This window comes from Microbacterium sp., from assembly GCF_041641055.1.
Taxonomy (GTDB): Bacteria; Actinomycetota; Actinomycetes; order Actinomycetales; family Microbacteriaceae; genus Microbacterium.
In genome coordinates this window covers 267,336-287,514 of the sequence record NZ_JBEPZB010000001.1, presented here as the reverse complement: position 1 = coordinate 287,514, position 20,179 = coordinate 267,336, and the positions used below count along the sequence as shown (strand labels likewise).

The window sequence follows — 20,179 nt, the reverse complement described above, 5'->3', positions numbered from 1 at the left end:
AGAACTCGCGTAAAATCAGCACAATGACCGACGCACCCGACGCCACCTCCGACCTGGGTGCCGGTATCGACCCCGACGATCTCGCCACCACACTGCGCGTCCTGTCGGAGCTGCATCAGATCGACAACGAGCACCCCGACTTCGTGGCCGTCCGCCACGCGACCGCCGCGATGTTCAAGGCCGTCAAGCGCGTGCGCCGCAAGGAGATCCGCGACGCGATCGCCGAAGCCGACAAGGCCGTCGTCGCCCGCACCGCCACCGGTGCTCCCGACCGCATCGACGATGAGACCCGCGGCCACGACCTCGCGACCAGCGTCGTCGACGCACCGATCGCCGGCGAACTGCTCAAGCCCCGCAACTGCTACATCTGCAAGCAGCCCTACACCGTGGTCGACGCGTTCTATCACCAGCTCTGCCCGGACTGCGCCCGCTTCAGCCACGGCAAGCGCAACGCCCGCACCGATCTGACCGGCAAGCGCGCGCTCCTCACCGGCGGCCGCGCGAAGATCGGCATGCACATCGCCCTGCGACTGCTGCGCGACGGCGCGCACACGACGATCACGACGCGATTCCCCCGCGATGCGGTGCGCCGCTTCTCTGCGCTGCCCGACTCCGCCGACTGGCTGCACCGCCTGCGCGTGGTCGGCATCGACCTCCGCGACCCCGCCCAGGTGATCGGCCTCGCCGATTCGGTCGCGGCGCAGGGTCCGCTCGACATCCTCATCAACAACGCCGCGCAGACGGTCCGCCGCTCACCCGGCTCGTATTCCCTGCTGGCGGATGCCGAGCTGCAGCCGCTTCCCGACGGTCCCCTGCCCGAGATGGAGACGTTCGGCCACACCGCCGATCCGCATCCTCAGGCGCTGCAGGCCTCGGTCGATGCGCATCCGCTGCTCTCCGTCGCGGCGCTCGGCGGCACTGTCGCCGAGCAGGGCGGCCAGGCGCTGACGGCCGAAGACCTCGCGCGCCTCGCGATGGCCCCCGGATCGTCGTCGCTCGAGAAGCATGCCGATGGCACCGCCATCGATGCCGGCGGCCTCGTGCCCGACGTCAACCGCACGAACAGCTGGGTGCAGTCGATCGACCAGGTCGATCCGCTCGAGATGCTCGAGGTGCAGCTGGCCAACACGACCGCGCCGTTCCTGCTCATCAGCCGGCTTCGCGCATCGATGGCCGCGTCGTCATCGCACCGCAAGTACGTGGTGAACGTCTCGGCGATGGAGGGGCAGTTCTCGCGCCGCTACAAGGGGCCAGGACACCCGCACACGAACATGGCGAAGGCCGCGCTGAACATGCTGACGCGCACGAGCGCCGGCGAGATGCTCGAGACCGACGGAATCCTGATGACCGCCGTCGACACCGGATGGATCACCGACGAGCGCCCCCATTACACGAAGGTGCGTCTGGCCGAGGAGGGCTTCCACGCTCCGCTCGATCTCGTCGACGGCGCTGCCCGGGTGTACGACCCGATCGTGCGCGGCGAGGCCGGCGAGGACATCCACGGCGTCTTCCTCAAGGACTACGAGCCCAGCCCCTGGTGAGGGGAGCGCGCGCCGCTCAGCGCGCGCGGATCTCGAGGTTCTCGGACGCCCAGGTGCCGAGCTGGTCGAGGATGGGCAGCAGGCCGCGTCCGCCGTCGGTCAGCGAGTAAGAGACGGTCACGGGCGGGCCGGCGTCGACCGCGCGGGCGACGAGGCCCGCATCCGCGAGTTCGGCCAGCCGGTCGGACAGCACGGTGTCGCTGATGCCTGACACCCCGCGGCGCAGCGCGACGAAGGTCGAGGGGCCGCCGCCGAGGGACGAGATGATCATCCCGTTCCAGCGCTTGCCGAGCACGCTGAAGGCCAGTGTGACGGCGGCGTCGCACACATGACTCTCGTCGTCGATCTCGGCCATGCGCCCATCATACCTGTGCTACGTTAACGCAAGTCGCTAAGAAAAACAGAGTGACTACGAAAAAAAGAAAGGCAGTCTCATGTCCCTGTTCCGCCTGGATGCCAGCATCCTTCCCGCGTCGTCCGCCAGCCGATCGCTCGCCGACCTCGTCGAAGCCGAATGGACGGCATCGCACCCCGACTCCACGGTCACCCGCCGAGACCTCGCCGCCGACCCGGTGCCCGCGACGGCGTGGGCGGATGCGGTGACCGGCGGCTTCGTCGACGAGGCGCAGCGCACTGATGGCCAGCGCGCAGCGCGCGCCCTCGCCACCACCTTCGCCGACGAGCTGATCGGCGCCGACGCGCTGCTGTTCGCCGTGCCCCTCTACAACTACGGCGTCTCGCAGCACTTCAAGACCTGGTTCGACCTGGCCTACACCGACCCCCGCATCGACCCGCAGGGCACCGCATTGCGCGGCAAGCCGGCCACCCTCGTCACGGTGCTCGGCGGCAACTACGCCCCCGGAACGCCCAAGGAGGGATGGGACCACTCCACCGGATGGCTGCGCCGCGTGCTCGAGGATGTCTGGGGTCTCGACCTCCGCATCGTGGAGCGGCCCTTCACCCTCGTGGGCGTGAACCCGGCGCTCGACGCCTTCACCGACACCGCGCGTGAGCTCAAAGAGAACGCCGAGCAGTCGGCACGGACGTACGGCCGTGAGCTTGCCGCTCTGCGGGGCGAGGTCGCCTGACCCCAGGACGAATGCAGGAGGTCAGCGCGGATGCAGGACGGGAACCGGCTTTCCGGTCCTGAATCCGCGCTGACCTCCTGCGTTCGGGGCCAGAGGTGCAGCCGGGTCTGTACCGTCGTCGAAGCCAGGCCCGTGCCAACCGGTCACTGCGGCTGCACCGAGTACAGATGCATGCCCAGATCACAGATGCATGCCAGAGCTGGCGAAATCAGTATGCATCCGTGATCCGAGCATGCAGATGTGCAGCCACACTGTGCAGCCGAACAAAGCAGACGGACGCGCCGGCTCAGCCCCACGGCCGGGGGAACGGATGCGGCAGCCACACCGTCACGTTGAGACCGCCGCCGTGCCTGGCGGTGAGCACGAGCGATCCGTCGTGCGCCTGCGCGATGCGCTGCGCGATCGCGAGCCCCAGGCCGACACCGACGTGATCGTCGCTGCGTGCTCGTTCGGCCCCGCGCTGGAAGGGTTCAGCCAGCGTCCCCACGAGGTGTGCGGGTAGCACGTCGCCCGTGTTCTCCACCACGAGCGCCACCGCATGCGGCAGCACGTGCGTGCGGACGACGACCGTTCCCGCCGCCGGCCGATTGTGCACGATGGCGTTGTGCACGAGATTGGTGATCAGCTGCTGCAGCAGTGCCGACGACCCGAGTACATGCGCGGCGTCTCCCCCCACATCGATCGTCACGTCGCGGCGCTCGGCGAGAGGCAGCAGCGTCTCGGTCGACTCCTCGGCGAGCAGCGACAGGTCGACCGGCTCGCGGGTGAACGTCCGGCGCTCGGCACGGCTCAGCACCAGCAGCGCCTCGGTCAGCTCGATCGCCCTGGCGTTGACCTCGTGCAGCCGGTCGATCAGCGCATCCACGTCGCGCGCGGGATCGTTGCGGGCGACCTCCAGCATCGTCTGCGAGATCGCGAGAGGGGTGCGCAGCTCGTGCGAGGCGTTGGCGGCGAACCGCTGCTGCTCGCCCATGTGCGCCTCGAGCTGCTCGAGCATCGCGTCGAACACGTCAGCCAGGTCGCGGAACTCGTCGCGCGGTCCCTCGAGAGCGACCCGGTGCGACAGCGACCCCTGCGCCGCGAGCTGCGCCGCCCGTCCGATGCGGTCGAGCGGGGCCAGCATCCGTCCGGCGATGATCCACCCGCCGCCGAGGCCGATCGCGAGGAGCACGAGCATCATCACCACCGCCGCGGGGATGAACGCGCGGATCAGGTCGGAGCGGTTCGGGACGAATCGGTCGGCGATGATCGCCGCGTCCGGCACGTAGCGCAGGAGGTACACGGCGACGGCGGCGAGCAGGCCGATTCCCGACACGACGACGACGCCCGCGTAGCTCAGGGTGAGCTTCCAGCGGGCGCTCATGCCGCGGCGGCGGGGCACGCGCACCGGGTCAGCCATCGGCATCCGTCCCGATGCGATATCCGACGCCGGGCACGGTGAGGATCAGCCAGGGCTCGCCGAGGCGCTTGCGCAGCGAGGAGACCGTGATGCGGACGGCGTTCGTGAACGGATCGGCGTTCTCGTCCCACGCGCGCTCGAGCAGCTGCTCGGCGCTGACGACGCCGCCCGCCGCGTCAACGAGCACCTCGAGCACCGCGAACTGCTTGCGGGTGAGCGCCACGTATCGTCCGTCGCGGAAGACCTCGCGCCGGAACGGGTCGAGACGGAGCCCCGCGACTTCCAGCACCGGGGGCCTGGCGCGGTGGCGCCGACGGTCGAGCGCCCGCAGGCGCAGCACGAGCTCGCGCAGCTCGAAGGGCTTGGTGAGATAGTCGTCGGCGCCGATCTCGAAACCCGACTCCTTGTCGTCGAGGCGATCGGCCGCCGTGAGCATGAGGATCGGGATGCCGCTGCCCGAGGCCACGATCGACCTGGCCACATCGTCTCCCGACGGACCCGGGATGTCACGGTCGAGCACCGCCAGGTCGTAGGAGTTGACGCTGAGGAGCTCGAGCGCCGTGTCGCCGTCGCCGGCGATGTCGGCGGCGATCGCCTCGAGCCGCAGTCCGTCTCGCACGGCCTCTGCGAGGTAGGGCTCATCCTCGACGATCAGTACGCGCACGACACAGCTCCCATGTGCTCAGAGCTTACGCACCCCGGCATATCGGGAGCATATGAAAAAACGCATACGTCGTCGCAACAGCCGCCCTCCTTGACTGAGGACATGAACACACGCACTGCCCTCGGGCGTCGCCGCCTCACCGCACTGGTCGGTGTCGGGCTTCTCGCCGCCGCCATCACCGGCTCGGTCGTGTTGATCGGCCAGCAGTCGCTCGCCTCAGCATCCGTGCCTCCGTCCGTGCCGCCGTCGTCGATCACCGAGGCCGACGGCCTGATCCGCGACGAGGGTGCGGTGTCGGTGTTCGACGACACCCCGGCCGTCACGAACCTCGACTCCGACCTGCTGGCCGCCGTGCGGGCGGCGGCGACCGCCGCGGAGGACGACGGCGTCCGCGTGCACGTGAACAGCGGATGGCGTTCGGCGGACTATCAGCAGGTCCTTCGTCAGGAGGCGATCGCCGAGTACGGGTCCGAGCAGGAGGCGGCGCGCTGGGTCGCCACGCCGGAGCACTCCGAGCACGTCTCGGGGGATGCCGTGGACCTCGGACCCGTGGCCGCCCAGGACTGGCTGTCGCGGCACGGCTCGGACTTCGGGCTCTGCCAGATCTACGAGAACGAGCGCTGGCACTTCGAGCTGCGCCCCGCGGCCGTCGCCAACGGCTGCCCGCTGATGTACGCCGACCCGACCGCCGATCCGAGGACCCAGCGATGACGACCGTGCTGCATCCTGCTCGCGAGACCACCAGCGTCGGCACGCGCGCCGACACCAGTGCCTCGATGCCCGCGACGACACCGGCGCAGTCGCCGACACCGGCGCAGTCGCCGACGACACCGGCTCACCCGCCGACCCTCTCGCGGCTGCACGCGCCGACCCTGACTACGCTGACCGACGCGGTGGCCGCGAACGTCGAGCGTATGCGCCTCGCCACGGACGCCACGATCATGGCGGTCGTCAAGGCGGACGGCTACGGGCTCGGGGCCGTCCCGGTCGCCCTGGCTGCGGTCGCGGCAGGGGCGGAGTGGCTCGGCATCACCGACGTCGGCGACGCGGCGGAGCTGCGCGCGGCGGGAATCGACGTGCCGATCCTCGCCTGGTTGAACCCCTCGGGAGTGGATGTCGCCCGAGCCCTTGCTCATCGCGTCGACGTCGCCGCGGGCTCGGTCGAGGAGCTACGGCAGCTGATCGCCGACGCCTCGACTGCGGACGCAGGGCGCCTGCGCGTGCACCTGCACCTCGACACGGGCATGGCGAGAGGCGGGGTGCCGGTGGCGGACTGGGCCGAGCTCCTGCGCGTCGCTCGGGCGGGGAATGCGCAGATCGAGGTGGTCGGCGTCATGGGGCACCTGCCGGGAGCGGATGCGGCGGATCCTTCCGTCAACGCGCCGGCGGTGCTGCGCATGAGACAGGGGAGGGATGCCGTGCTGCGCGCCGGATTCGGACCGCTCATCGTGCACCTGGCGGCCACGTCCGGCACGCTCACGGACCCGGCGACGCACTTCGATCTGGTCAGGGTCGGAGCGGGGCTCGTCGGCATCGACCCGTCGGAGAGCGTGGCGCTGCAGGGCGCCGCACGGCTGACGGCCTCGGTCGTGCACAGCAGCGTCGTTCCCGCGGGGACGCCGATCGGCTACGGCGGCACCCATGTGACGCAGCGGCAGACGGGGATCGCGGTCATCGGGGTCGGGTATGCCGACGGCATCCCGCGGGAACTCCTGCCGGGGGCCGCCGTCGCGATCGACGGGGTGCGCTGCGAGATCGTCGGACGGGTGTCGATGGATCAGATCGTCGTCGACACCGGCGGGCGGAGGATGCCGCGCGGCTCGACGGCCGTGGTGTTCGGCCCGGACGGCGGCGCCGTGCCGAGCATCCAGGACTGGGCGCGCTGGGCGGGGAGCATCCCGCACACGATCGTCACGGGGATCGGGCCCCGCGTCGAGAGGAGGACCGCGTGAGGGTGCTGGTAATCGGCGGTGGGCAGAACGCCGAGCATGAGGTCTCGCTCGCGTCCGCCGCGGCGGTGTCGGCCGCGCTGCGGTCGGGGGGTCACGACGTGAGCGGCGTGACCATCTCGCGCGAGGGCGTCTGGGAGGTGGCGGGCGTCTCGGAGGGTGCCACCGCCGCCGACTCCCTCGCCCTCGCCGTGCCCACAATCGCTCGGGCGGACGTCGTATTCCCCGCAGTGCATGGAGCGCTCGGGGAAGACGGCGTGCTCGCGGCGCTGTGCGCACTGGCGGGCGTGCGCGTCGTCGGCTCCGGCACACGGGCCGGCGCGATCGGGATGGACAAGTGGGCGACGAAGCTCGTCGCGGAGGCGGCGGGGCTGCGCACGGCGCGAGGGCGGCTGGTCGGAGCGGCTGACTCCGGGGATGCCGAGTTCGACGGGCCCGTCGTGGTGAAGCCCGTCTCGGCGGGGTCGAGCTACGGGGTGTCGCTCGTGCGCGAGGAGCGCCTGCTCGGGGCAGCGCTGCGGGAGGCCGCGCGATTCGACTCGCGCATCCTCGTGGAGGAGGTCATCGAGGGGCGCGAGATCGACGTGGCCGTCCTGCGTGAGGCCGGCGGCGTGCGGTGGGCCGCGCTGCCGCTGGAGATCCATGCGCCAGGGCTCTTCGACACGGCCATGAAGTACGACGGCAGCGCCCGGTTCACGGTTCCGGCCGAGTTGTCGTCCGCGCAGACGTCCGCGCTCACGCGGGCGGCGTTGACGATGTTCGATGCGCTCGGCTGCGCCGGAGTCGCCAGGATGGACTTCTTCCTCACCGCCGACGGCCCGGTGCTCAACGAGGTGAACACGATGCCCGGCCTCACCGCGGCATCCCAGGTGCCCCGGATGTTCGAGGCAACCGACGTCTCGTATGTCGAATTGGTGTCGCGTCTGGTGCGCGCCGCCGAGGTGCCGGGGCGGTGACGGCGCGCGTCGGCTGGCCCGATGTCGCGAAGGGCGTCTGCATCATCCTGGTGGTGCTCTGGCATGTGGTGACCAAGCACGCGATCGGGCTCGACGGCGCCGGCGCGATCACCGAGGGGTGGGCGAGGCTCAACGCGCAACTGCTGCCGCTGCGGATGCCGTTGTTCTTCCTCATCTCCGGCGTGTTCGCCGGCCGCGCCGTCTCGGCTCCTTCCGGCTCGTCCTGGCGCCGTCGCGCCGGTCGGCTCGCTCTGGTCTACGTCGTCTGGGTCCTCGTCCAGACGATCGCGCTCGCGATCACGCCGGAGTTCGACACGGCCAGGGCGACGGACGGATGGCAGCTGCTCGCCCAGCTCACGATCAGCCCCACCAACCTCTGGTACCTGCTCGCGCTCGCCGTCTACCTGGTCGTGGCCCGGCTCGTGCGGCAGGTGCCGACCGAGATCGTGCTGCCCCTCGCCTTCGCACTGGCCGCGGTCGCCGCGTCCGGCCTCCTGCCGGACCTCGGCAACCTGTGGCAGGTGCTGCAGAACCTCTTCTTCTTCCTCGCGGGCCTGCGACTGCGCTCCGTCGTGGAGAGGTTCGCCGCGGCATCCGGTGTGCTGAGCACTGTCATGCTCGGACTGGCATATGTCGTGACCGTCGGCACGGTCGGCGTTCTCGGCATGCGGCAGTGGCCGGGCATCTGGCCGCTGCTCGCGATCGTGGCGGTCGCGTTCGGCGTGGCGGCGTGCGCGCTGCTCGACCGGCACATCGACGTGATCGCACGCCCACTGCGATGGGTGGGACGACGAACGCTCCCGATCTACGTGATCCACATGGTGCCGCTCGCCCTGATCGACGGAGCGCTGCGCGGGTCGGGTCTGGTGGTGACGCCTCTCGTCGAGGCTCTCTGGCCCGCGCTGCTGGCCGCGCTGGTGATCGCGATCTGCCTCGCCGTGCACGCCCTGCTCGTGCGCGTCGGGCTCGGGATGCTGTTCGACCCGCTGCTCGTGACCGACCGCCTCACGGCGCGAGTGAAGGAAAGGCGAAGATTCAGAGTCGGTCGACGCTCGTGACCGTGAGCACCGCCGCCCCCTCCTCGTCGGAGGCGGCGAGGTCGACCGTGGCGGAGATGCCCCAGTCGTGGTCGCCGGCGGGGTCGTCGAGGATCTGACGGACCGTCCACTCCGTTGCGCCCTCCGTGATCAGGAGCAGCTGAGCGCTGCGCGCGTTGCCGCCGGTGAGGATCTCGTCGTGGTCGGCGAAGTAGCCGTCCAGCGCATCCGACCAGGCGTCGGCGCCGAAAGCGGGATCGATCTCGCCGAGGGCAGTGACGTCCTCGCGTGCCGCGAGCTGCACGCGGCGGAACAGCTCGTTGCGCACCAGCGTGCGGAAGGCACGGACGTTCGAGGTCAGACGCTTCGGCGCCGGCGGGACGATCGGCTCCTCGTCCGGATCCTGGAGCACGCCGTTCACGAGCTCCTCCCATTCGTCGAGCAGGCTCGAGTCGACCTGGCGCACGAGCTCGCCGAGCCACTCGATCAGGTCGCGCAGGTCCTCGTCCTTCAGCTCTTCGGGGATCGTCTGAGACGCCGCGCGATAGGCGTCGGAGAGGTAGCGCAGCACGACGCCCTCGGAGCGCGCGATCTTGTAATACGCGACATACTCCCCGAACGACATGGCTCGCTCGTACATGTCGCGTACGACGGACTTCGGATGCAGTTCGAAGTCGCGGATCCACGGCTGCGCCGCGCTGAACGTCTCGAAAGCGGCGGTCAGCAGCTCGTCCAGAGGCCGCGGATACGTGATCTCCTCGAGCAGCTCCATCCGCTCGTCGTACTCGATGCCCTCGCGCTTCATGACGGCCACGGCCTCACCGCGGGCGAGGAACTCCTGCTGCCCGAGGATCGCGCGCGGGTCATCGAGAGTCGACTCCACGATCGAGATCATGTCGAGGGCATACGACCCCGTCCCGGTGCCGGCGGCAGGGTCGGGGTCGAGCAGCTCGAAGGCGGCGAGGGCGAACGGCGACAGCGGCTGGTTCAGGGCGAAGTTCGGCTGGAGGTCGACGGTGAGGCGGATCTCCCCGGCATCCGTCTGCTCCACGACGCCCGACTCGAGCAGCGTCCGGTAGATGCCGATGGCGCGCAGAGCCAGCTCGCGCTGCCTCTTGCGGGGCTCGTGGTTGTCGTAGACCAGTGCGCGCATGTTGCCGAAGACGTCGCCGCCGCGGCCGATCACGTTGAGCATCATCGCGCTCGTGATCTGCATGTGCGAGGTCAGGGTTTCGGGCTCGGCGTCGATGAGCTTGCGGAACGACGGCTCGCCCCACGAGACGAAGCCGTCGGGAGCCTTCTTGCGGACGATCTTGCGCTTCTTCTTCGGGTCGTCTCCGGCCTTCTTGATCGCGGCGACGTTCTCGGTCTCGTGCTCCGGGGCCTGAGCGACGACGGTGCCGGCGGTGTCGAAGCCGGCGCGGCCGGCGCGCCCCGCGATCTGATGGAACTCCCGAGCGCTGAGCTGACGCATCCGCGTGCCGTCGAACTTCGTCAGCGCCGTGAGCAGCACGGTGCGGATGGGCACGTTGATCCCGACGCCCAGAGTGTCGGTGCCGCAGATCACCCGCAGCAGGCCGCGCTGCGCGAGCTGTTCGACGAGGCGACGGTACTTCGGCAGCATCCCGGCATGGTGTACTCCGATGCCCGCCCGCAGGAAGCGGGAGAGGGTCTTGCCGAACGCGGTCGTGAAGCGGAAACCGCCGATCAGGGCCGCGATCTCATCGCGCTGTTCGCGCGTGGCGACCTTCGTGCTCGACAGCGCCTGGGCCCGCTCCATCGCCGCAGCCTGCGAGAAGTGCACGACGTAGACCGGAGCCTGGCCGGTGCCCAGCAGGTCGTCGATCGTCTCGTGGATCGGCGTCGTCTCATAGAAGTAGTGCAGGGGAACGGGACGTTCGACGCCGGTGACGGATGCCGTGTCGCGGCCGGTTCGGCGGGTGAGGTCGCTCGACAGCTGCGACACGTCGCCGAGCGTGGCCGACATGAGGATGAACTGCGCCTGCGGCAGCTCGAGCAGCGGCACCTGCCACGCCCACCCGCGGTCGGGGTCGGCGTAGAAATGGAACTCGTCCATCACGACCTGATGCACCGCGGCATCCGTCCCCTGGCGCAGCGCGAGGTTCGCGAGGATCTCGGCCGTGCAGCAGATGATCGGGGCATCCGGGTTGACCGAGGAGTCGCCCGTGATCATGCCCACGTTCGAGGCGCCGAACACGTCGACGAGCGCGAAGAACTTCTCGCTCACGAGCGCCTTGATCGGGGCGGTGTAGAACGAGCGGCGGCCCTCGACGAGCGCGGCGAAGTGCGCGCCCACGGCGACGAGCGACTTTCCGGTGCCGGTCGGCGTCGACAGGATGAGATTGTTGCCCGAGACGATCTCGATGACCGCCTCGTCCTGGGCGGGATAGAGGGTGATCCCGGTGGACTCCGCCCATTCGACGAACGCCGTGTAGACGGCATCCGCATCGGATCCGTCGGTCAGCGTCGTATGGTCGAGGATCGCAGGCATGGTGTGTCGATCATCCCACCTCCGGTCAGGCACCTCGTGCGAAGGGGAACTCGTGCTGCGAAGGAGCGGATGCTCGATGCGGTCCTTCGCTGCGTGAGATCTCCTTCGCTGCGAGTCATCGAGGGAGGGAGCGAGCGCGCAGCGGATCGCCCTCAGCGTAACGAGCAGTGTGATGAGGGGTCTCTGCGTGGCACCTGCGGTGACGGCATCCGCCTGGCATCATCGGAGCACGAGAGGGGTGATCGGCACCGCTCAGGAGGGACGATGATGTCCGACCAGATCTTCCTGTATGGGGCACTCGCCCTGTACTTCGCCGGAATGCTGCTCATCGGGTATTTCGCGTACAAGCGCACGTCCGACCATGAGGATTACATGCTCGGCGGCCGCAACCTGCCGTCGTGGGTGGCGGCGATCAGCGCCGGCGCCGCGGACATGTCCGGTTGGCTCGTGATGGGCCTGCCCGGCGCCATCTACGCCGCCGGTCTCATCGAGGCCTGGATCGCGATCGGCCTGACGATCGGCGCGTACCTCAACTGGCTGCTCGTCGCTCCGCGGCTGCGCGCGTACACCGAGGTGTCACGCAACTCGATCACGATCCCGAGCTACTTCGAGAACCGGCTGCGCGACACGAGTCGGTCGCTGCGCATCGTCTCCGGGCTCATCATCCTGGTCTTCTTCACCCTCTACATCTCGTCGGGCATGGTCGCGGCCGGCGTCTTCTTCGAGAGCTCGTTCAACGGCGACTATCTGTTCGGGATGCTGCTGGTGGGCGGCATCACGCTGCTGTACACGCTGTTCGGCGGATTCCTCGGCGCCTCCCTCACCGACGTCGTGCAGGGGCTGATGATGCTGATCGCGCTGATCGTGGTGCCCGTCGCTGCGATCATCGCGATCGGCGGCCTCGACACGACATCGACGCTCATCACCGAGAACGGCGGAGAGGGCTTCCTGTCGCTGCTGGGCGGCGGGGCCGTCACCGGCGGTACCTTCCTCGCCATCGTCTCGGCCCTCGCCTGGGGCCTCGGCTACTTCGGGCAGCCGCACATCATCGTCCGCTTCATGGCGCTGCGCTCGCCGCAGGAGGCGAAGAGCGCCCGGCGCATCGGCATCTCGTGGATGGTCGTGTCCATGTGCGGTGCAGTCGTCTCGGGTCTCGTCGGCATCGCCTACATGGCGCAGCGGGGGATCACCCTCGACAACCCCGAGACCGTGGTGCTGCTGATGTCGCAGACGCTCCTGCATCCGTTCGTCGCCGGCCTCGTGCTCGCCGCGGTGCTGGCGGCCATCATGAGCACCGTGTCCAGCCAGCTGGTGGTGTGCTCGTCGGCGCTCGTCGAGGACCTCTACAAGGTGGTGCGCAAGACGCCGCCGTCGGACAAGCGGCTGGTGCTGATGGGCCGCATGGCGGTGCTGGTCGTCGCGATCATCGCCATCCTGCTCGCGATCACGCCGAACGACTCGATCCTCGGCCTGGTCTCCTTCGCATGGGCGGGATTCGGCGCCGCGTTCGGGCCGATCATCCTGCTGAGCCTCTTCTGGCGCAAGCTCACCAACTGGGGCGCGCTGGCCGGCATGTTCGTCGGCGCCGCGACCGTGTTCATCTGGAAGGCGCTGAACACCGGACTGTACGAGCTGCTCCCCGCCTTCGTGTTCGCGTTCATCGCCGCAGTCGTGGTCAGCCTCTTCACCTATAAGCACAACGACGAGATCCAGCAGGAGTTCACCGACACCGGCACGATGCTGGCGCTGCCGCGTCCGCACGCGGTGGGCGACACCCCCTGACGCCAGGAAGGGCTGGGCGTCAGGATGCCGTCGCTCAGCCCTCGCGGCGCCGCACGATCTCGCCGATCCAGGCCGGGGCGAACGGCGAGGTGCAGCCGGGGGCCGTCGGGTAGTCGGCGAGCACCTGCAGGCGCTCGCCGATCTCCAGCGCCCGCGCCCGCAGCTCGGGGTGGAAGATGCCGATGTTCGCGAGGGTCTCGTTCATCGCCCACTGCAGTCGCGCGGGAGCATCACGGAGGTCCCGCTCGATCAGGTCGAGCAGGTGCGGGAGGTCGAGCCCCTCGGGATCCTTGGCCACTCGCACCGTCGTGAGCGACCAGGCGGCGGCCGCGACCGTCGGATCGGGGTCGTCGAACCAGCGCAGGCGCAGTTCCTCGGCGAGCGGCGTCTTCTTGGCGACGTAGTTGACGAACCAGTCGTTGACCTTGGGTGGGTCGGTCTCGCGCAGCATCGCGTCGAGCTCGTCGGCCGTGAAGGCGCGAGGCGTGCAGATCAGCAGCGCCAGCAGACGGGCAGCGGTGTCGCCGGTCGCCCACAGCTCCTTCGCGAGCGGCTGATCGGTCTTGATGCGCTTCGCGAGGGCGCGCATCCTGCTGAGGTTGATGCCGTGGTCGTCGCCGCGCTTCTCGTTCGCGGCGCGCATCTTCGGATCCTCAAGCGCGGTGAGCTCGGACAGGGCTTCGGCGACGGTCGTCTCGGGCATGCACCCAGAGTAGGCCTCGAGGGCTTGTCAAGGCCCGCGCGGGCACGCGGATCCGGCCGTAACGTCGCTCGGGAACACGACCGCACGCCGAGGAAGGGAACGTCATGAGCCACGACAGCGACGACATCAGCACCGATCGGAACGACATCAGCACCGAGCCGTCCCCCGGGCCTGAGGAGAACGACAACCTCGGTGCCGAGGACAACAAGGGAGAGCCGCCGACGGTCGTCCCCTCCGACCCGGCTTCCGACGACGACGGCGACGTGCTCGCCGACGATCCCGAGCAGGACTGACCGGGGGCGGCACCGGCTGCCGCCTGCGTTCAGACGCTCACGCCTGCCGATCTTCCGCTGCTCGCCACAACTCCGGAGATGAGTCCCGGAATTCGACGATCCAGGCGCGGATCGGCCCGGATTGGCCAGATCGCCGGAGTTGTGGAGCCCCGCAGCGACTCACTCGTCCTCGACGAGCTCGCCTGAGCCGCACGGCCACCCGCCTGAGTCAACCGCTCTTGGCGGCCACAACTCCGGAGATCAGTCATCTATTCCGCCGCGCGGGCCCGGGTCGGGCTGAAACCGTCCGGATCTCCGGAGTTGTGGAGCCGCGCGACGACTCACTCCTCCTCGACGAGTTCGCCTGAGCCGCGCGACGACTCACTCGTCCTCGACGAGCTCGCCGCGGATGCGCCGCAGGTCCTCCATCAGGGAGCCGATCAGGATCCAGTGCGCCGACGACGGCGGGCGGATGACGAGGGGCGCCGTGAGCGCGGGGATCGCCGAGGTCAGGGTCTCAGGCTCCGGTGACACGTCGGCGATCTGCACAGCCAGACGCACATCATGCCCGGCCCGTCGCAGCTGCTCGGCGATCGCCGCCACGGCAGGCTCCTCGCCGATCGAGTCGTCGTAGTGGTCGAAGTAGGCCCTCGTCATGCCGATGGTCTGCGTCACGATGGGCGACAGCCGCTCGAGCAGCGCCCGCATCTCGACGAGTTCCGCGCGGTGCGTCGACCGGCGGGGGTTCAGTGTGAGCGACTCCTCGCCCGCGGCGATCGACGCCTCGGCAGCGTCTTTCATGGGCCGCAGCAGACGCGCCTCGAGCAGCAGCTCCTGCAGCTGGGCCGGTGTCTGAGCGTCGGGCAGGGCGGCGGCCAATCGATCGAGGCTCGCCGCGAGCTCGCTGCCGAGGAGCCCGAGATCGCGCCGCGCGGGAGCGACGAGCACCGGCGGCACGATCAGAGCGTTGACGACGATCCCGATCACCACGCCGATCAGGGTCTCGCCGATGCGGGCCAGCGCATAGTCGGGGGTCGATCCCAGAGCCAGTACGAGCATCGCGGAGATCGCGACCTGGTTGCCGGTGCCCGGCGTCGCCCGGAACGCCCACGCGACCAGCATCGCCACGACGATCGCGAGCAGCACGATCCAGCTCGGTGAACCCAGCAGTAGGCCGAGCGCCACGGCGATGACGACCCCCACGATCACGCCGATGCTGCGCTCGAGCGCCTTCGACAGCGACTGGTTGACGCTCGGCTGCACCACGAGCAGCGCGGCGATCGCCGCGAACACGGGCAGTTGCCCTGGCACGACCCACCCCGCCAGCATCCATGCGGCGATCGTCGCTGCGGCGGATTTCACCACCTGCAGCAGGGGTGCGCGCTTCGAAGCGCGGATCGCGGCGTGGATGCGCATGAGCCCCACGCTACTCGGCTAGCGACTGTCGCCCGTCGAGATGTCAACCCCGTCGCGCAGACTCGTCGGCCGGCGTCGAATGGATCCACACGAACGACGACAAGTGAGGAGCATCACATGGTGCAGATCATCGAGACCATCGACGTACACGTTCCCATCGACATCGCCTACAACCAGTGGACCCAGTTCGAGAGCTTCCCGAAGTTCCTCGACGAGGTGGAGTCCATCGTCCAGCTGGACGACACCCACACGCGCTGGAAGGTCAACGTGGGCGGCGCCACGCGCGAGTTCGACGCGGAGATCACCGAGCAGCACCCCGACGAGCGCGTCGCGTGGAACAGCATCGGCGGCGAGACCGAGCACGCGGGCGTCGTGACCTTCCACAAGCTGGAGGACCTCACCACGCGAGTCACCGTGCAGATCGACTGGGAGCCCGAGGGGCTGCTCGAGAAGGTCGGCTCCCTCGTGGGGGCCGGATCGCACGCGGTGAAGAAGGACCTGCAGAACTTCAAGGAGTTCATCGAGAAGCGCGGCACCGAGACCGGTGCATGGCGCGGCGACGTCGACGCCTGACCTCTCGACCACAGACCCGGGGCCCGGGCGGTGATGCCCCCATCACCGCCCGGGCCTCGTTGTGTGCCCGGCGCGTTGTCTAGGGTGCGGGGCTGCGGAAGATAGGACATCCTCCCGATGCCGACGGGGTGCCTCAGAGCGGAGTCTGAGGACATCACACACCGAGGAGATGTCATGTACGAGCACCCGTACCTCGCCTACAGGGTCACCGAATTCGAGCAGGAGCAGGTCGCACAGGCCGCGGAACGGCGGCGTTTCCTGACCGAGCATGCCGATCAGATCGTTCCGCGCGCCGCCGGTCCGATGCGGCGACTGGTCGATCGGATGCTCGGCCGCGCCGGATCGCACAGCGCGGCCGCATCCCGCACTGCTGCATCCCGCACCGCGGCGCAGGCCGCACCCGCATCCCGCAGTGCTGCCGCATCCCGCACTGCCGCATCCCGCACTGCCGCATCCCGTGATGCTGCGGAGCTTGCACCCGCATCCCGCCGTGCAGCATCCCGCGGTGCAGCCGCATCCCGCACCACCGCGCTGCCGGATGCCGCGGCAGACCGACGCGTGCCCGCAGGGTGCGAAGCCGTACCCGCGCGGTGATCGTCGCTCCGCTCTCGGCAGACGGATTCCCGGCCCCGGATGTCGGTGGTCGGTGGCACGATGAATCCATGCCCCCGTCCGCTCCCAGCGCCGCGATGGTCGGCCGTGACGCCGAGCTCGCGATCGTCCGCGAGCTCTTCGGCCGCGCGGTCGAAGGGATGCCGGTCGCCGCGCTGATCGAGGGAGAGGCAGGCATCGGAAAGTCGCGTCTGCTGCGCGAGTTCGGCTCCGAGGTGGCAGCGCGGGCCGACGTGCATGTCGGCTGGTGCCTCGACCTGGGGGCGTCTCGCACGCCGTTCGGGCCGCTCACCGGCATCCTGCGGTCCATCGTCACGAGCATGGGTGCTGATCGCGTGCGTGAGGAGATCGGCGTCGGCGTCGAGGCGCTGGGGATGCTCCTCCCCGAGCTCAACCCCACGGAGCGGTCACAGACGAGTCCTGACCGCCTGCGCGACGCGATCGCCTCGCTCATCGAGGCTGCGGCAGCGCACGCCCCGCAGGTTCTCGTGGTCGAAGATCTGCACTGGGCAGACGAATCGACCCTCGCACTGCTGTCGTTCCTGCTGCGCACCCTCGGTCACGGCCGTGTCCTACTCCTGCTCACGTGTCGCTCCGACGACGTGCGTCGCGGCGACGCGGTGAGCCGCTTCATCGGCGAGTCCACTCGCGCCCGCCTGCTCGAACGCGTCACGGTCGAGCGCCTCGAGACGTCGGCCGTGCGCCGGCTCGTCGAGTCGATCACCGGACAGCCGGTCAGCGATGCGGCGCTCGAGCGCATCCACGAGCGCGCCGAGGGCGTCCCGTTCTTCGTAGAGGAGATCGCCGGATGCTCCGCAGGCCCTCTGCCCGGGTCGCTGCGCGACCTGCTCCTGGCTCGGTTCGACCGGCTCGGCGACGACGCGCGGCGGGTCGTGCAGGTCGTCTCCGGTGCCGAGCGTCCGCTGACGCACCCTCTGGTCACGCGGCTCGCCGGCCTGCCGGAGGTCCGACTGGACGAGGCGATCCGCGAGGCGACCCTCAGCGGCATCCTCGTCGTGGTCGACGATGACTACCGCTTCCGACACGCACTGCTGCGCGAAGCCGTGCACGACGATCTCCTTCCCGGCGAGAGGGCCCGCCTGCACCGGGCCTACGCCGAGGCGCTGGAGGAGAACACCGACGACCCCGAGGTCGCCGACCCGGCCGCGCTCGCGTACCACTGGCAACTCGCGCAAGACGACCGTCGCGCGCTCGCTGCGGCCGTCGCCGCGATGCTCGATGCCAAGTCCCGCTTCGCCTTCGCGAGCGCGGCGCGCTTCGGCGAGCTCGCTCTCGACCTGTGGATCCAGGTGCCCGATGCCGAGAGCGTCGCTCGGATCGAGCGTCTCGAGATGCTCCGCTCCCTCGGATCCGTGCTGAGGAACGGAGGAGACGGCGAGCGGGCGCTCTCCGTCGTGAACCTCGCGCTCGACGAGGTCGACCCCGCGACGGTCGACCCGCGCATGCACGCGAGACTGCTGCGCGACAAGGCGTACTACACGATGAATCTCGCTCGGCGGGGCGCGATCCCGCTGCTGCAGGAATCCCTGGCGATCCTCGAGGGTCGCGTCGACGACGATCGACTGCGCGCATCGCTCCAGAATCAGCTCGGCAGTCGGTACATGGTCGCCGGACGGTTCGAGGAGGCGATCGCGTTGGCGACGGAGTCCGGCGAGCGGGCGGCGCGCGCGGGTTCCGACGACGAGGCCTCGATCGCCGCGAACGTGCGAGGCGGATCCCGGGCGCAGCTCGGTGACCTCGCCGAGGCGCATCGCGAGTATGCCGTTGCGCTCCGTCTGGCGAAGAGCGCCAACGCCGAGCTGCGCTATCGGGTCAACTACTCAGACCTGCTCGGGCTGCTCGGACGCTATCGGGATGCGGTGAGCGTCGCCGAAGAGGGGATGGCCCGGGCCCGGGCCTTCGGAGTCGAGCGCACGACCGGCGCCGTGATCACCCAGAACATGGCCGTGCCGCTGCTCGAACTCGGTGAGATCGAACGCGTCGAGGGGATGCTCGAACGGGAGCTCGCCCAGGGGACCCTGCGCATCTTCCACCTGTACTCGACCATGACGCGGGTGCGCGTGCTCGCCTGGCGAGGTCGGCACGACGAGGCTGCGGAGAACCTGCGTGCGTGGCATTCGGCATTCGTCGAGGCGAGCGGGGACGAGCGACAGATCTGGTACGACGAGGTGATGATGCGCGTCTCGGTGGCGCAGAGCCGGGGCGATTTCGCGGAGGCGCTCGACGAGATCGTGCGCATGCTCGACGATGCGGGCCCCGTCTGTCTGCACCAGAGGCGTCTGCTCCTCGAGGGCGGATGGATGATCGCCGAGCTTCGTGCGTCTGGCGGCGACGTCGATACCGCAGCCGAGGCGTTGCGTCGAGCCTGGTCGTCGCAGCCCGAACAGCTGCGGGGCGGAGCGTGGGAGGTGATCCTCGAGGCGCTGCTTGCCCGATCGATCCCCGCGCTGCGCGGCGCGGTCGCTGTGGTCGACCGCGACGACGTGCCCGTGACCTTCCGCGTGGTGGTCCGGCTCGAGCTCGCCCGACTGCTGGTCCACGAGGGGGAGCGCGCCGAGGCGGCATCCCTGCTCGAGCATGCTCTGCGTGAGGCCGCGCGCCTCGGACACGTCACGCTGCAGAGGATCGTCGGCGCGTTCGCGGTTGCGGCGGGTCTGGCGACCGTCGCATCCACCGGCTCTGTGGCCGGCTCTGTGGCGGGTGCATCGGCGGAGGTCGAGTCCCTGACAGCGCGCGAGAAGCAGGTTCTCGCGCTGATCGCCGAGGGGCTGAGCAACCGCCAGATCGGCGAGCGACTGTTCATCAGCGTCAAGACGGTGAGCGTCCACGTGTCGGCCGTCTTGCGCAAACTCGGGGTGAGCACGCGCACCGAGGCAGCCGTTCTGCAGCAGAATCCACCGTTCACGGCTGAACGTCAGCCTGCCGTGGTACGTTGATCAGGCGCGTGTGTCGGACGTTCCGTCACGGCGCAGGCCGCGCAAGCGGCCGTTGAAAACAGAAAGTAGAAAACACATGGCCACTGGCACTGTGAAATGGTTCAACGCGGAAAAGGGCTTCGGCTTCATCGCTCCCGATGACGGCACGGACGACCTTTTCGCCCACTACTCGGCAATCGCCGGCTCCGGTTTCAAGGAGCTCCGCGAGAACCAGAAGGTCGAATTCGACGCTGAGCGTGGCCCCAAGGGCATGCAGGCGGCGAACATCCGCGCTCTCTGAGCGCGCGCTGACTTCCTGAAGCCGGTCGGATCCTCACGGATCCGGCCGGCTTTCTGTGTGCCCGGGGCGACTGCCGGTTGCGTGGATGCCATGCGGGGTCGATTGTGCATCGGAACGCGGCGTTTGCGGTGCGCAACTGGCCCCGCATCGCCGGGCGCGGGGCGCGGGGCGGGGATGCCGTGCGGGATGCCGGGCGGGGATGCCGGGCGGGGTCGATTGTGCATCGGAACGCGGCGTTTGCGGTGCGCAACTGGCCCCGCATCGCCGGGCGCGGGGCGCGGGGCGGGGCGCGGGGAGGGGGCGCGGGGAGGGGCAAGGGGCCGGGATGCGGGCGGGGTCAGTACGGCACCCGAATGAGGTGGATGCGGTGCGCAACTGGCCCCGCACGAGGGACGACCATGCCGCTCGCCCAGGCGCCCAGAGATGAGGCTTGCCTAA

18 protein-coding genes are annotated in these 20,179 nt (G+C 69.5%); 12 read left to right on the top strand and 6 right to left on the bottom strand.

Annotation, left to right across the window (positions count from 1 at the left end; all coding sequences use genetic code 11):
* Window positions 1-23 precede the first annotated feature (23 nt).
* Complete coding sequence (locus tag ACESK8_RS01310) at window positions 24-1,541, top strand: SDR family NAD(P)-dependent oxidoreductase (protein ID WP_372966960.1); 1,518 nt, start codon at window positions 24-26, stop codon at window positions 1,539-1,541.
* Window positions 1,542-1,557: 16 nt separating this feature from the next.
* Here ACESK8_RS01310 and ACESK8_RS01305 read toward each other — a convergent pair whose 3' ends face one another.
* Complete coding sequence (locus tag ACESK8_RS01305) at window positions 1,558-1,896, bottom strand: winged helix-turn-helix transcriptional regulator (protein ID WP_372966959.1); 339 nt, start codon at window positions 1,894-1,896, stop codon at window positions 1,558-1,560.
* A gap of 79 nt (window positions 1,897-1,975) precedes the next feature.
* On the opposite strand from ACESK8_RS01305, the gene ACESK8_RS01300 reads away from it, so the two are divergent.
* Window positions 1,976-2,629, top strand: a complete 654-nt coding sequence (locus ACESK8_RS01300; protein ID WP_372966958.1) for an FMN-dependent NADH-azoreductase — start codon at window positions 1,976-1,978, stop codon at window positions 2,627-2,629.
* A 286-nt stretch (window positions 2,630-2,915) separates the two neighbouring features.
* On the opposite strand, the gene ACESK8_RS01295 is transcribed toward ACESK8_RS01300, so the two are convergent.
* Window positions 2,916-3,992, bottom strand: a complete 1,077-nt coding sequence (locus tag ACESK8_RS01295) for a sensor histidine kinase (RefSeq protein ID WP_372966980.1) — start codon at window positions 3,990-3,992, stop codon at window positions 2,916-2,918.
* Window positions 3,993-4,020: 28 nt separating this feature from the next.
* Window positions 4,021-4,692, bottom strand: a complete 672-nt coding sequence (locus ACESK8_RS01290; protein ID WP_372966957.1) for a response regulator transcription factor — start codon at window positions 4,690-4,692, stop codon at window positions 4,021-4,023.
* Window positions 4,693-4,794: 102 nt separating this feature from the next.
* Between ACESK8_RS01290 and ACESK8_RS01285 the strand changes: the two genes are divergently transcribed.
* Genes ACESK8_RS01285 through ACESK8_RS01270 form a run of 4 tightly spaced genes read left to right on the top strand, consistent with a single transcriptional unit; the run spans window position 4,795 to window position 8,655 of the window.
* Entirely contained in the window at window positions 4,795-5,403 is a 609-nt protein-coding gene (locus tag ACESK8_RS01285) for a M15 family metallopeptidase (RefSeq protein ID WP_372966956.1), read from the top strand.
* Window positions 5,400-6,644 (top strand): alanine racemase, encoded by a 1,245-nt coding sequence (gene alr / locus ACESK8_RS01280; protein WP_372966955.1) that lies wholly within the window; start codon window positions 5,400-5,402, stop codon window positions 6,642-6,644. Before ACESK8_RS01285 ends, alr begins: the two co-directional genes overlap by 4 nt.
* The gene (locus ACESK8_RS01275) at window positions 6,641-7,597 is read left to right on the top strand and encodes a D-alanine--D-alanine ligase (RefSeq protein WP_372966954.1); all 957 of its coding nucleotides are present in this window, start codon (window positions 6,641-6,643) and stop codon (window positions 7,595-7,597) included. The genes alr and ACESK8_RS01275 overlap by 4 nt, the downstream gene beginning before the upstream one ends.
* Window positions 7,594-8,655, top strand: coding sequence for an acyltransferase family protein (locus ACESK8_RS01270; protein ID WP_372966953.1), 1,062 nt, complete (start codon window positions 7,594-7,596; stop codon window positions 8,653-8,655). Before ACESK8_RS01275 ends, ACESK8_RS01270 begins: the two co-directional genes overlap by 4 nt.
* Here ACESK8_RS01270 and ACESK8_RS01265 read toward each other — a convergent pair.
* The gene (locus tag ACESK8_RS01265) at window positions 8,633-11,146 is read right to left on the bottom strand and encodes a DEAD/DEAH box helicase (RefSeq protein ID WP_372966952.1); all 2,514 of its coding nucleotides are present in this window, start codon (window positions 11,144-11,146) and stop codon (window positions 8,633-8,635) included. The genes ACESK8_RS01270 and ACESK8_RS01265 overlap by 23 nt on opposite strands.
* A gap of 267 nt (window positions 11,147-11,413) precedes the next feature.
* On the opposite strand from ACESK8_RS01265, the gene putP reads away from it, so the two are divergent.
* Entirely contained in the window at window positions 11,414-12,928 is a 1,515-nt protein-coding gene (gene putP, locus ACESK8_RS01260) for a sodium/proline symporter PutP (RefSeq protein WP_372966979.1), read from the top strand.
* 34 nt (window positions 12,929-12,962) lie between these two features.
* Here putP and ACESK8_RS01255 read toward each other — a convergent pair whose 3' ends face one another.
* Complete coding sequence (locus ACESK8_RS01255) at window positions 12,963-13,631, bottom strand: DNA alkylation repair protein (RefSeq protein ID WP_372966951.1); 669 nt, start codon at window positions 13,629-13,631, stop codon at window positions 12,963-12,965.
* Window positions 13,632-13,735: 104 nt separating this feature from the next.
* Here ACESK8_RS01255 and ACESK8_RS01250 point away from each other — a divergent pair, with 104 nt between their 5' ends.
* Window positions 13,736-13,924, top strand: a complete 189-nt coding sequence (locus ACESK8_RS01250; RefSeq protein ID WP_372966950.1) for a hypothetical protein — start codon at window positions 13,736-13,738, stop codon at window positions 13,922-13,924.
* Window positions 13,925-14,284: 360 nt separating this feature from the next.
* On the opposite strand, the gene ACESK8_RS01245 is transcribed toward ACESK8_RS01250, so the two are convergent.
* Window positions 14,285-15,319, bottom strand: coding sequence for an aromatic acid exporter family protein (locus ACESK8_RS01245; protein WP_372966949.1), 1,035 nt, complete (start codon window positions 15,317-15,319; stop codon window positions 14,285-14,287).
* Between the two features lie 117 nt (window positions 15,320-15,436).
* On the opposite strand from ACESK8_RS01245, the gene ACESK8_RS01240 reads away from it, so the two are divergent.
* The 4 genes from ACESK8_RS01240 to ACESK8_RS01225 all read left to right on the top strand — a co-directional run bounded on the left by ACESK8_RS01240 (window position 15,437) and on the right by ACESK8_RS01225 (window position 19,741).
* Window positions 15,437-15,892, top strand: a complete 456-nt coding sequence (locus ACESK8_RS01240) for an SRPBCC family protein (protein ID WP_372966948.1) — start codon at window positions 15,437-15,439, stop codon at window positions 15,890-15,892.
* Between the two features lie 174 nt (window positions 15,893-16,066).
* Window positions 16,067-16,486, top strand: a complete 420-nt coding sequence (locus ACESK8_RS01235; protein WP_372966947.1) for a hypothetical protein — start codon at window positions 16,067-16,069, stop codon at window positions 16,484-16,486.
* 68 nt (window positions 16,487-16,554) lie between these two features.
* Complete coding sequence (locus ACESK8_RS01230) at window positions 16,555-19,461, top strand: AAA family ATPase (RefSeq protein WP_372966946.1); 2,907 nt, start codon at window positions 16,555-16,557, stop codon at window positions 19,459-19,461.
* Between the two features lie 76 nt (window positions 19,462-19,537).
* Window positions 19,538-19,741 (top strand): cold-shock protein, encoded by a 204-nt coding sequence (locus ACESK8_RS01225; protein ID WP_056310329.1) that lies wholly within the window; start codon window positions 19,538-19,540, stop codon window positions 19,739-19,741.
* Window positions 19,742-20,179: the final 438 nt, after the last annotated feature.